Here is a 12,395-nt window from a genome sequence, read left to right on the forward strand (position 1 = left end):
TGCGTTTCTCCCTGACGATGGTGGAATCGTCTGGGCAGTTTGCTCGCAAACCTCGACCAGCAAGCAGTTGGCACAGATTGCACAACGCCGATACGGTGACCCTCGGGTCACCGAGGTCCATGGATGAACATACAACCGCATCGAGCATCCATCCTGCAATCGTCTTGACATCGCCGCTGCCGGCCTGAATATGAACTAGCCAACCTGGGCCGCGCCGCTCGACATCTCTGACCTTGACGCGCCGTCTGTACAGCGGATGCCAGCGATAATGAACCTCCACGTCCTGCCCGATATGGGCAGAATGAACGGGAAATTGTCGTCGGAAGAAATTATCGCCACCCGGTAGTTATCGAAGGTTCGCCCCCTGCGCGCGAACAGTAGTCCCTGTTTCTACGGTTGGAGTCCAGTCGGGCCGTGTCCTGAAACCTTCCATAATTTGGAGTACTTTCCTCTTGCTGTCTTGTCGTTTTGAGGAGAGTCATCATGCAAACGCACTCGCGCGTCAGACCCGGCCACATCCTTGCGCAACGGTGGTTTTCCAAGGCAGGCTTGGGGGTGCATGCGGATTCATACTGCCGATATCTGACCGAACGTGGATACCGGCAGGTAACCGTCGAGAGCTATTTCCGGAGTGTCGCGCACTTCGTGCACTGGATATCGGGTCAGGGAATTGGTCTGGGTGAACTCAGCGGACCATTGATTGATCGATTCATCTACGGACATCTTCCGCGCTGCCGTTGCGCGCGCAAATGTAAAAGAACGGGAGCCGACATGCATGCTGCACTGATGCGTTTCGTGGAGATGTCGGCTGCCGCCCATGCGAAGCCAGTATCGAATGTGTCAGCGTCCATCACACAAGAGCTTGTTGATTTCGACCACTACTTGATGGAAGCTTGCGGGCTCACCGACTGCACCCGACGTACACGGAAGCTACATGTCGGAGAATTTCTCGTTGATCGGTTTGGCACCCGCAGGGTCGACATTTCCATGCTCAAGCCGGAGGATGTATCCCGCTTTGTTCAGCACCGCACGCGTGGACTCGCACCCGGCACCATCAGGGGCGTGAGCAATTCGCTACGTCGCTATTTCCGATTCAAGGCCAGTTACGGTATCCCAACTACAGCACTCATCGCTGCATTGCCGCGTGTACCTTCTCCGCGGCTCGCAGGGTTGCCCGATGTGCTGTCGGTTGACGAGATCAGGCAACTGCTCGGTGCCTTTGACCACAACAATCCAACCGGCATGCGCGACTATGCCATTACACGTTGTTTGCTAGACCTCGGCTTGAGACGCACAGAAGTCGCGCACCTGTGCCTTGGTGACATCGACTGGCGTGCCGGGACCTTGAATTTGCACAGTAAAGGCGGTCGGATCGACATCGTGCCGTTGCCCCGACAAACCGGCGAAGCAATCGCCAAATACCTGCAGTACGGGCGCCCTCTAACGACGCGGCGCGAGGTTTTTGTACGTCATCGTCCACCACTCAATGCTGAAGCCAATCTGGACATCGTGAGAAACGCGGTGCGCTACGCTGCTGAACGTTGCGGACTTCAGCACCGAGTGCGCGGGACGCACATCTTCCGGCACACGATGGCATGTCGGATGACGCAAGCCGGCACCCCATTTAAAGAGATCGCCGACGTACTGCGTCACCGCTGCCTCGACACGACGTCCATTTATGCGAAGGTGGACGTTCCATCGCTTCGGCGCGTGGCGCTGCCCTGGCCGGGGAGGCACTCATGAACCGCCCCAATTCGTTCATGCCGTGGGTCAACGACTACCTCGCAATTCGCCGTCAAGTGGGCTATGCGCTCAAGGCGGAAGGCGAAGCGCTTCGCGACTTCGCTCGATTTGCCGAGCGGTTCGGCTATCAGGGGGCGCTAACCAGACAGCTTGCCATTCGATGGGCCAGTAGTTCTCCCGGCGGTCGGCGGTTAACGGCAGCACGAAGAATCGAGATGTTACGGCCGTTCGCCAGATACTGCCAGCAATTCGATCCCGCGACGGAGGTTCCTCCACGATCGCTGTTGGGTCCGGCACGTCGTCGATTGGCGCCACATATCTTTAGTGCCGCCGAAATCGTTGAGCTAATGGCGGCCTGCGATGGTCTTTACCCGCCAGGCGGCTTGCGCGGCGCAAGCTGTGCGACCATCTTCGGATTGATGGCGTCGACGGGCCTGAGAATCTCGGAAGCGACGGCGCTCAACCGTTCGGATGTCGATCTTGAACATCAGCTACTGTGTATTCGGCGCGCGAAACTTGGCAAATCGCGCTGGGTCCCGATACACCACACTACGGCTCGCGCGCTCCAGCGCTATGCGAACACTCGTGATCGCGAGCCTCTCACCGCGAACAGCGATGCGTTCTTCGTTTTTGACTATGGACGCCCGGCCTCCACACGAAGTGTCGAGTATGCCTTTCATGTTCTCCGCGACACATTGAAGTGGCAACCTCGCGGTGGCCATGGCCGGCTCCGCTTGCATGACCTAAGACATTCGTTCGTCTGCCACAGGCTAGAGGACTGGTACGCGCGTGGACTGGACGTAGATCGCAGCATTCTTGCCTTGTCGACCTACCTCGGGCACGTCAAAGTTACCGACACGTACTGGTATGAGACAGCCACCCCGGAACTGTTAGCTATCGCAGCCCAACGCTTCGTGAGCTGCCGGCGAGGTACATCATGAGCAAGCCTTCTATACAACCGTTTCCAGCGCTACTTCAGAAGTTCTTTACGCAGCGCCTGCAACAGCAGCGTCACGTAAGCCCACGCACTGTGACGGCTTACCGCGACAGCTTCCGCTTGCTGTTAGCCTTTGCTTACCAACGGCTGCACAAGCGTCCCTCCGATCTTGCTATAGAAGATCTAAACGCTTCGTTTATTCTCGAGTTTCTACGCCACCTCGAGCAGGATCGCCACAATTGCATCCGAAGCCGCAACGCGAGGTTTGCCGCCATCCGGTCGTTCATGGAATATGTTTCGTTCGAAGAGCCTTCAATGCTGGCAATTGCGCGATCCGTATTGGCAATTCCGATGAAGCGGTACGAGCAACCTCTTGTCGGATTTCTGTCTCGTGAGCATATCGAAGCGATTCTCGCCGCTCCTGACACGCGAACGTGTACGGGTCAACGTGACCACATCATGCTCGCAACGCTGTACAACACTGGTGCGCGTGTTTCCGAGCTTCTTGAGATGCGTGTATCCGATCTCGTTTTCGGCTCGACCGCATGGATACGCATTCACGGCAAGGGTCGAAAGGAGCGCTCGGTGCCGCTGTGGCCGGACACGGCCAGAGAACTAAAGCGCTGGCTGAAGGAGTATCCGCGGAGTCCTCACGAACCGCTTTTTCCTAGTCGGTCCGGTGCCCCACTAACACGAGTCGGGTTTGCCGAACGGTTGAACCGCGCAGTCGAGGAAGCATCGAGGAAATTTCCTGAACTTGCGCGACGCCGTGTCCATCCGCATCTTGTTCGGCACTCCGTAGCGATGCATATGCTGCAATCCGGCGTCGATATTACCGTCATCGCGCTATGGCTCGGTCACGAAAGCCCTGTTACAACCCATCGCTATGTTGAAGCCGATCTTGGAATGAAGGAGCGGGCGCTAAAATCTCTTCAGGCGCCTTCGCGGAAGCCCATCCGATATCGACCTGAAGACGATGTCCTTCGCTTCCTGCAGACCCTATAGTTATGGAAACCTGATCGACCGGGTACGCTCTAAACGTGCCGATTTGTCAATCGACGGTCCCGCAAATGCGGGACCTTGCTGGCGTTTTCTGCTCTCATTCGCTCGCGTAGCCGGACGAACCTTCGATAACAACCGGGTGGCGATAATTTCTCTTGTACTAACCCGCTGACGCGGGAGGGGGCGGTGAGCGAAGGTCTGTGGCTGACGTTTCGAGGGGTACGGTTTCCTACGGCAGACCCCGGCGAGGGGTGAGCGGCATCTCCAGGAGCAGTATGTGAACGCCCGGTTGGGCATTCCATCCACTGCTTCCAGGAGGTTCGCCATGACGCCACTTGAGCTAACGTCAATAGTGGTGTATGAGCTTTTTGATGGCGGTCGATTTCAAGCGGCGAGTTTCTGCTGAACCGGCCGATCGTCTTGCACCGGTTCGCCGTCCTTGAAGGCAACGCCCTCGAGCAACAGCTTGATCTTCTCCGGGCCGTTGATACGGCGCCAGGTTTTCTCAGCTTCCTCGATCAGCTTGAATGCCAGTCCGAGGAAGGTTGGTCGCGACACGCAGTTACGCGTGCGCGTCGTACGGTGGCGCACCGTCGCGAACGTCGATTCAATCGCGTTGGTCGTGCGCAGATGCTGCCAGTGCTCGGCAGGGAATTCGTAAAACGCGAGCAAGCTCTCCCGGTCCTTCTTCAACGTCTCGCTCGCCTTCGGATATTTGGCTGCATAGATCGACACGAAACGATCGAACGCGGCGTGCGCATCGGCGCGGGTCGCGGCCATCCAGATCGATTGCATGTCGGCCTTCGCGCGTGCCTGTTGCGACTTGGGCAGCGCGTTCAGTACGTTGCCCATCTTGTGAAACCAACAGCGCTGGCCACGCGTCGCCGGAAACACCTCTTCCAGCGCCGCCCAGAAGCCCATTGCGCCGTCGCCGACAGCCAGCCGTGGACCTGCCGTCAGACCGCGCTTTTTCAGGTCGAGCAGAAGCTCCAGCCACGACGCTTTCGTCTCGCGATACCCATCGCCGATCGCCACACGCTCTTTGCTCCCGTCCGGTTTCACACCAATGATGACCAGCAAGCATTGCCCGTCGGAGTTCTCACTGCGCAGCCCCGTGTGAATGCCGTCGACCCACCAATAGACGTAGTGCGACCCGGACATGTCACGCCGGCTCCAGGCCACATGCTCGTCGGCCCATTGCGCCTTCAGCCGGCTCACCACGTTGGCCGACAAGCCCTTGGCGTCATCGCCCAGCAGCACGCGCAACGCTTCGCCCATATCGCCCGTCGAGATGCCCTTCAGATACAGCCAGGGCAGCGCTGCGCTCACGCGAGGCGACTTCCTCACATACGGCGGCACGATCGTCGAATTGAACTTCACGCCCGACCCCGATCGATCGCGCACCTTCGGCACCTTTACCGCAATCGGCCCGGCGGCCGTCAACACCTCGCGCTCTGGCAAGTAGCCGTTACGCACCACGGCGCGTTGCCCGTGCAAAGTCTTGACGTTCGCGAACCGCTCCATCAGCTCCGCCAACTCCGCTTCGATCGCTTGCTGAATCACCTGCCGCGCTCCCTGGCGAACCAATTCGTCCAGGCCAAGCCCGACTCCCGATAGACCGACGACTGCTTTTTCCGTATCCTTGCTCATGGTGGATGGTTTGATGTTTGCTGGATTCCGACTTCGACAATCAGATTCTCAGCTGAAACCTCCACCGCCTTCAACTTCCCGCCTCAACTCCCCCGTACACCACTTCCGACTTTAGCTCACGCCACTTCGCCAACGCATGCTGCATGACATGCAGATCCGCAACCTTGCGGAGAACACCCAGACATCCTATCTGATTCAGGTATCCAGTTTTGCCCGCCACTTTCGTCGCTCCCCAGAACTGCTGGGCCCCGACGAGATACGGTCGTGGCTCATCTATCTCAGGGAGGAGCGCAAGCTCGCTCCCAGCAGCCTTGGTCCAGCGATTGGCGCACTGCGGTTTCTCTACCGCGTAACGCTCAAACGCGACTGGAGCGACGAGGACTTTCCACTACCGAAGAAGCCATTGAGACTCCCCGTCATTCTGAGCTCCGATGAGGTAAAGATCTTCTTCGACGCGATCCCCAGTCTGAAGCATCGGGCCATCCTGATGACCGCGTATGCTGCCGGTCTGCGAATTTCAGAAGTGGCGCACCTGAAGGCCACCGATATCGACAGCAAGCGCATGGTTATCCGTGTGAATCAGGGTAAAAACCGTAAGGATCGCTATGTAATGCTTTCGCCGCGCCTGCTTGATGTCCTGCGAACATACTGGCACGATGCTCATCCGCGCGACTGGCTTTTTCCTGGCGATATCCCCGGACGTCCGATCACCCCGACCGCGATCAGGCTGGCATGTAGCCTCGCGCGGGAGCGAAGCGGCATCCAGAAGCCAATATCCCCGCATTCCCTGAGGCATGCGTTTGCCACCCACCTGCTCGAAAACGGTACCGATGTTCGCAGGATCCAGCTTCTCATGGGGCACAGGTCCCTTGCAACTACTTCGAAGTACTTGAAAGTTGCAACCAGCACGGTGTGTGCTACCGCGAGCCCCTTCGATCTGCTCCCGCATCCCGAACCCATTCCGTCTGCGACCGCTGCACCCGAGTACTTCTGATCGCAGTCATGCGCCCAGCGCTCGAAGTGGCGGATATTTTCCGTCAAAGCGGAGCGATCTTTCGGCAAGCCCATGCCGAAGCGATCAGTCGTGCCCAGCGTCGCGTGATGAGCGCCATCGAGCTATGCCGTACCGCCGCGCTTGGCGCCCATCTCGAACAGTGCGATGCCTGCGGACATCAGCGCATCAGTTACGACTCATGCCGCAACAGGCATTGCCCAAAGTGCCAGTCGCTCGCGCGTGCACAGTGGCTCGAACGCCGGCACGCCGAACTGCTTCCACGGGTGGAGTACTTCCATGTCGTCTTCACACTGCCCGAATCCATCGCGGCTCTCGCGTACCAGAACAAACGCGTGCTTTACGACATACTGTTCCGCGCGAGCGCCGAGACGCTGCGCACGATCGCCGCCGATCCGAAACACCTGGGCGCCGAGATCGGCTTCCTCACTATCCTGCACACGTGGGGGCAGAATCTCTTGCACCACCCGCACGTGCATTGTGTCGTGCCCGGTGGTGGCATCTCCCCGGACGGCGAACGCTGGATCGCCTGCCGCCCCGGCTTCTTCCTGCCCGTGCGGGTACTCTCGCGGCTGTTCCGGCGGCTCTTTCTCGACGAGCTGTGCCGCGCCTTCGACGCTGGCATGCTGCGTTTCCACGGCCAGCTCGAGCCGCTGCATGATGCCCGCGCGTTCGCTGCCTGGCTTGCGCCAGCTGCCAGGTCGGAGTGGGTCGTCTATGCCAAGCCACCGTTTGGCGGTGCCGAACACGTGCTCGATTACCTGGGCCGCTACACCCATCGCGTGGCCATCTCCAATAACCGGCTGCTCGCCTTCGACGGGCGCAGCGTACAGTTCCGGTGGAAGGACTACCGGCACGAGTCCAGGCAAAGGTGCATGACGCTCACGGCTGACCAATTCATTCGCCGCTTCCTGCTGCATGTACTACCTGACGGCTTCAAGCGCATCCGCAGCTACGGGTGGCTCGCCAACTGCCACCGTGCCGACAAGCTTGCCACCTGCAGGCGGCTGCTCGGTGTCGAGGCTCCCGCTGCTTCGCCCGCCGAGCCCGGGGAAGACTACCGCGACCGCTACCAGCGACTCACTGGCAAGTCACTACGCGACTGCCCCGTATGCGGCAAGGGACACATGCACCGCATCGAGGATATGCCCGGCAGCCTGCCACGGGCCCCACCAGGTCACCACCATGCGCGCTAGTTGCCACCGCACCTGTTTCAGTACACGTTCGCCTGTCCTGTGGAGGCCAGCGCGGCCAGACTCGTGCCTTCGATCTGCCAGCTCAGCAGCAAACTCCCAAAAGGCGGGGAACTTGCCTGTTCACGCGCACATTCCCGCTTCCTTTGCGCGTAACGCTTCGCACTCTTGCTGGAAATCCATGTCTGATAGCTCCCGCACGACGTCACAAACTACCGCAGTGGTCATTCAATGCCCATAGCGGCCACCGCCTGTGGAGCGGCTTACTACAAACATTTTTTTGATTACCGGTCGCGGATCCGGTCCGACGACATGGTGATGCGCTGGTTGCCGCGACCGCCAACCAAAAAAATCTCTGCCTTAGAGAAGTCTTTCCATAAGAGAAAAAATTGGCTCTTCAGTGATACGGTGGCTGGCGCGAAGGCGAGCCTGAACCTGTATTCTCTGATCGAGACAGCAAAGGCTAACGATGTCGATATCTATCGATATCTCGTCGATCTGTTCAAGGCACTGCCCTATGCGAAAACAGCCGACGACTACGAGGCATTGCTTCCCTGGAGGCTCGGAAAACCTGCGCGCGATACCAATGTCACGGCGTAGCTGATTCCCTATCAAAGCGCAAGGGGCCGCAGACGTGGGTTCAATGAGCGCTTACTTTTTGTGTGCAGGTAGTCCGTCGACAACCAGATGAACCGGCCTCTTGCGATTGAACATCAACTTCTTGAGCAGCACGACGAACAGTTCGCCACTGAGCCCGCCTTCGAATGTCGCAAACCAGAAAGCGCCCTTCGAGTTGACAGCGGACGCTGCGCTCATACTTTGCCGTTGCCCAGGGCGCTCTACGACGGGTGTTTCGCCCCGTGGCGCCCAAGTTTTGCCATGTACCGAGTCAGCTCGAAAGCCAGATTCGTCCCAGAAGAAAATGTCCGCCTTCTGCTCACGAGCCCGCTTGGCGATGGACGGATACGTGTCATGTTGCCAGCGCTCAATTGCCTCCGGATCGCGCTGGTAAGCGCGTTGCAGAGGCTTTTGCGGCGTCAGGTTCAGACGCGCCAGCATCGTACCGATCGAGGCGAGGCTCAGCGTCGTACCGTATTTACGTTGCACCAGTTCGCGTACCAGATTGCGCGTCCAAAGCCCGAAGTCAAAGCCATACTGCATCGGGTTTTTGCCATTGATCCAGCGCAGCACCTGCTGCTCCTGAGCGGTCGTGAGCTTGCGCGGGCGGCCTGTCGCCTGAGTCGAGCGCAATGCACGCGCACCTCGCCCTTGGCCCCGAGCCTTCGCCCTCAGCTTGTATGCCCACGAACGATGCATTCCAAACGACGCCGAAACCGCATCGGGATGTTCCCCTTCATTCATTCGCTGAAGCGCGAGAATGCGCATCTCTTCGAGAATGTTGTGCGCCAGACTTCTTCCGTCTCGTTTCACGATCCGTAGCTCCGTCGAATGACACGACTCGATAGACTTTCATTCGTAAGCGGTAATTTCGGCTCATCTGGAACGTGCGGGTAACCAGGAACAAGATTGCGTCCGCAGCTTACACATTGCGGACGCAGATCATGACTGACCTACAAACTGACTTTGACTTCCTGCCCCTTCGGGTAATTGGTAAATCGGCCGACGGCAAGAACCGGTACGACCGGGATAGCAAGCGCAAGCTGATCGAGGCGTGCCAGAAACCCGGCGCTTCCGTGGCCGGGCTGGCACTCAAGGCCGGCGTGAACGCCAACCAGCTTCGCAAGTGGATTTCCCTCGATCGTATAAAGACACGCTCCCGGTCTGCACGGCAGCCGGAACCAGCCAGTACGTCGGCATTCGTTCCTGTTCTGGAAGTGGTCGATGCCGAGCCTGTGCACCTGCCAGCCAGGCCATCCCTGTCCGACCCCCAGCCGGCCGTGAAACGGCCCGAGCCGATGCGACCCTCGCAACGTGCACCGTTGCCTTCACGCCTGGTGGCTCAGTTGCCCAACGGCGTCAGTCTTGAACTCGAATGTGACCAGCAGGATACGGCACTACTCAAGGCGATGATCGATGCGCTGAGGGCGAGATGATGCTGCGCTTCGATCCCGATCTGAAGGTCTACCTCTGTCGCGAGCCTGTCGACTTCCGTTGCGGCATCAACACGCTCGCGGCCCTGGTCACGGAGTCGATGCAGCTGGACCCGCTCGCCCGCGCCGTGTACGCCTTCCGCAACCGCAAATGCGATCGCGTCAAACTTCTGCTGTACGAGCGCACCGGATTCTGGCTGCTGCTGCGCCGGCTTGAGGAAGACCGTTTCGTCTGGCCGAAGCGAGCTCAAGAAGTCATCGAGATGACGACCGAGCAGCTTCACTGGCTGCTCGACGGTATCGATATCGACGCCGTTCGTCGCCATCCTGTGCGCCGCTACCTGCACGCCAGCTAGTCTGCGCAAAGGCGCGTTGCACGTAAATAACGGCGGCGCGCTTTTTACGGGTTGACGTAAACCCACGGCGCGCCGTGCTCCGCTATCCTGGAGCGCATGAATCATCCCGATCTCAAGCACGTACCCAGCGCCGTCAGAGGCTATATCCGCGATCTCGAAGAGCGCGCGACACAGGACATTGCCCAGCGCGACGCTCAGATCGGCGAGCTCAATCAGCGCATCGAGCAACTCGAAGAACAGATCCGCCTGCTGCAGGCTGAACGCTACGCGCCAAAGAGCGAGAAGCGCAAGGATCGCGTGTTCGACGAGGCCGAGCAGATCGCCCGCACCGAACCCTCCGACGAAGAAGACGAGGGTGTCCAGCCGGCGCTGCCCGAGACCGGACTGCCCCCGTCCAGTCAGCCTGAACGAAGCAAGGCTGGCCGTACTCCACTGCCGGCCTATCTCAAGCGCGAACGTGTTGAATACGACCTGCCGGAGGACCAGCGAGGCTGCCCGTGTTGCGGCAATACGATGCATCGCATCGGCGAGGACGTCAGCGAACAGCTGCACGTCGAAGTCAAGTGGACCGTGCGGCAGAATGCACGCTCCAAATGGGCATGCCGGCACTGCGAACGCCATGCCGAACGCACCCCAGTCGTGCTTGCACCCATGCCGGTCCAGCCGATCCCGGGCAGCCATGCCGACGCGTCGGTGATCGCGACGATCACGACCGCAAAGTACGCCGACGGCATGCCGCTGTACCGGATGCAGAACGTACTCTCACGCTGGCAGATTCCGGTGAGCCGCGGCACGCTCGCGAACTGGATCATCCGCCCCTGCGAGCTCTACTACACCCGCCTGTACGATGCGCTGGTCAAGACGCTTCTCTCGCAATCATTGATCCACGGCGACGAAACGACGCTACAGGTACTCAAGGAGCCTGGCCGGGCTGCGCAGAGCAAGAGTTACATGTGGATATATCGCAGTGCCGAGCACTGTGCCGAACCGGTGGTGCTGTTCGACTACCAGGCCGGGCGGGGTCAGGAGTATCCGAAAAAATTCCTCGGCGACTATAGCGGCATGTTGATGACCGACGGCTATAGCGCCTGGCGCACGCTCAAGAACGCCACGCACTTCGGATGTGTCGCGCACGCCAGGAGGCTCTTCGTCAAGGCCGACAAGGCGGCCGCGCAGAAGCAAGCCACTGGCGCAAAGAAGGTGCCGAATGCCCGTGTAGCGAAGGCGCTCGAGTACTTCCAGGCGCTTTACCGTGTCGAGGCACTGGCCAAAGGCGATCTGCCCGCCGGGCGCACACGTGCCGACTACACATACGACCTGCGGCAAAAGCACAGTGTCCCGCTGCTCGACGCCTTCAAGACGTGGCTCGACGAACTGGCACCGACTGTGGCGCCGCAGAGTCTGCTTGGAAAGGCAATCGCGTACACGCGCAACCAGTGGCAATATCTGAGCCGTTACGTAACCGATGGCCGAGCTCCGATAGATAATAATGTTTGCGAACGTGACGTCAGGCCGTTTGCCGTCGCAAGGCGAAACTGGCTATTTAGTGATACTCAAGATGGCGCGAAGGCGAGCGCTACCGTGTACAGCTTGATGCTGACTTGCAGAGCTTGCGGTGTCGATCCATACGACTATCTGATGCACATACTCACCGAAATGCCGCAGCGCGCACCGGATGCTGATGTGACTGATTTGCTGCCGTTCCGCTACGCCCAACAGCAGCGGGAAAAAGCGCAGTCCGACTGACAAACTGGATGCGCGTCAGCACGCTGACAGCCGCGCATGCTCACCACCCTGACGCAGACATCGCTGGTTGATCTCGACCGTCGCGATGCGGCTACGCTTGCCCACTGGCTGCGAACGATTCTCCGTAAGCGCTAAATCCAGCACACCGAATGGAGAATCGTTCGCATTTCAGAGGCGAGCGAGGCTGCATTGCGGCGGTCTGGCGTGACCGGCGATGTCCACGACTGCGCCCTGGGGCTACGCGCCGGGCCTGATGGGTGGCGCGCAATCGGCAGATCAGCTCTCGCTCGTTTCGGCTTGCCGTTTCGCGTAGTTGAACGGCAGCAGGTCCGTGATGTCGGCGTCCGGTGCGCGCTGAGGCAGTTCTTTCAACACGTGCAGCAGCCAGGCATGGGGTTCAACGCCGCACGCCCGACACGTGAGCATCAGGCTGTAGACCATTGCACTCGCTTTTGCACCATCCTTAGTAGAACTGAAGAGCCAGCTCTTGCGCCCCGTCACAATTTCCCGTTCATTCTGCCCATATCGGGCAGGACGTGGAGGTTCATTATCGCTGGCATCCGCTGTACAGACGGCGCGTCAAGGTCAGAGATGTCGAGCGGCGCGGCCCAGGTTGGCTAGTTCATATTCAGGCCGGCAGCGGCGATGTCAAGACGATTGCAGGATGGATGCTCGATGCGGTTGTATGTTCATCCATGGACCTCG

9 protein-coding genes and 3 pseudogenes are annotated in these 12,395 nt (G+C 59.5%); 9 read left to right on the top strand and 3 right to left on the bottom strand.

The annotated features are described in order from the left end of the window. The first annotated feature begins 483 nt into the window (after positions 1 to 483). Genes P5W98_RS03545 through P5W98_RS03555 form a run of 3 tightly spaced genes read left to right on the top strand, consistent with a single transcriptional unit; the run spans position 484 to position 3,685 of the window. Positions 484 to 1,743, top strand: a complete 1,260-nt coding sequence (locus P5W98_RS03545) for a site-specific integrase (protein WP_434718309.1) — start codon at positions 484 to 486, stop codon at positions 1,741 to 1,743. Beyond that, positions 1,740 to 2,684, top strand: coding sequence for a tyrosine-type recombinase/integrase (locus tag P5W98_RS03550; protein ID WP_421042386.1), 945 nt, complete (start codon positions 1,740 to 1,742; stop codon positions 2,682 to 2,684). The genes P5W98_RS03545 and P5W98_RS03550 overlap by 4 nt, the downstream gene beginning before the upstream one ends. Then, a complete protein-coding gene (locus P5W98_RS03555) occupies positions 2,681 to 3,685 on the top strand; it encodes a tyrosine-type recombinase/integrase (protein ID WP_434718310.1) in 1,005 nt (334 codons plus the stop codon). The genes P5W98_RS03550 and P5W98_RS03555 overlap by 4 nt, the downstream gene beginning before the upstream one ends. 381 nt (positions 3,686 to 4,066) lie before the next feature. Here the strand turns inward: P5W98_RS03555 and P5W98_RS03560 are convergent, their stop codons facing one another. Continuing rightward, positions 4,067 to 5,332 (bottom strand): IS256 family transposase, encoded by a 1,266-nt coding sequence (locus tag P5W98_RS03560; RefSeq protein WP_421023143.1) that lies wholly within the window; start codon positions 5,330 to 5,332, stop codon positions 4,067 to 4,069. A gap of 148 nt (positions 5,333 to 5,480) precedes the next feature. Here P5W98_RS03560 and P5W98_RS03565 point away from each other — a divergent pair, with 148 nt between their 5' ends. The 3 genes and pseudogenes from P5W98_RS03565 to P5W98_RS03575 all read left to right on the top strand — a co-directional run. After that, positions 5,481 to 6,326 (top strand): tyrosine-type recombinase/integrase, encoded by an 846-nt coding sequence (locus P5W98_RS03565; RefSeq protein ID WP_434718311.1) that lies wholly within the window; start codon positions 5,481 to 5,483, stop codon positions 6,324 to 6,326. A gap of 8 nt (positions 6,327 to 6,334) precedes the next feature. Beyond that, positions 6,335 to 7,540 carry an IS91 family transposase gene (locus tag P5W98_RS03570; protein WP_434718128.1) on the top strand — a complete coding sequence of 402 codons (1,206 nt, stop codon included), beginning with the start codon at positions 6,335 to 6,337 and terminating at the stop codon, positions 7,538 to 7,540. 378 nt (positions 7,541 to 7,918) lie between these two features. After that, positions 7,919 to 8,137: pseudogene (locus tag P5W98_RS03575) on the top strand (transposase domain-containing protein); the annotation flags it as partial. 54 nt (positions 8,138 to 8,191) lie between these two features. Here P5W98_RS03575 and P5W98_RS03580 read toward each other — a convergent pair. Further along, positions 8,192 to 8,968, bottom strand: a pseudogene (locus tag P5W98_RS03580) (IS630 family transposase); the annotation flags it as partial. A 131-nt stretch (positions 8,969 to 9,099) separates the two neighbouring features. On the opposite strand from P5W98_RS03580, the gene tnpA reads away from it, so the two are divergent. The 3 genes from tnpA to tnpC all read left to right on the top strand — a co-directional run bounded on the left by tnpA (position 9,100) and on the right by tnpC (position 11,690). Continuing rightward, on the top strand, positions 9,100 to 9,591 hold the full coding sequence (tnpA, locus tag P5W98_RS03585) for an IS66-like element accessory protein TnpA (protein WP_434718263.1): 492 nt from the start codon (positions 9,100 to 9,102) through the stop codon (positions 9,589 to 9,591). Next, entirely contained in the window at positions 9,588 to 9,944 is a 357-nt protein-coding gene (gene tnpB, locus P5W98_RS03590) for an IS66 family insertion sequence element accessory protein TnpB (RefSeq protein ID WP_434718264.1), read from the top strand. The genes tnpA and tnpB overlap by 4 nt, the downstream gene beginning before the upstream one ends. 96 nt (positions 9,945 to 10,040) lie before the next feature. After that, complete coding sequence (tnpC, locus tag P5W98_RS03595; RefSeq protein ID WP_434718312.1) at positions 10,041 to 11,690, top strand: IS66 family transposase; 1,650 nt, start codon at positions 10,041 to 10,043, stop codon at positions 11,688 to 11,690. A gap of 276 nt (positions 11,691 to 11,966) precedes the next feature. Here tnpC and P5W98_RS03600 read toward each other — a convergent pair. After that, a pseudogene (locus tag P5W98_RS03600) lies at positions 11,967 to 12,200 on the bottom strand (transposase domain-containing protein); the annotation flags it as partial. Positions 12,201 to 12,395 lie beyond the last annotated feature (195 nt).

Source organism: Paraburkholderia sp. A1BS-2L (genome assembly GCF_051125205.1).
In the GTDB taxonomy this organism is placed as follows: Bacteria; Pseudomonadota; Gammaproteobacteria; order Burkholderiales; family Burkholderiaceae; genus Paraburkholderia.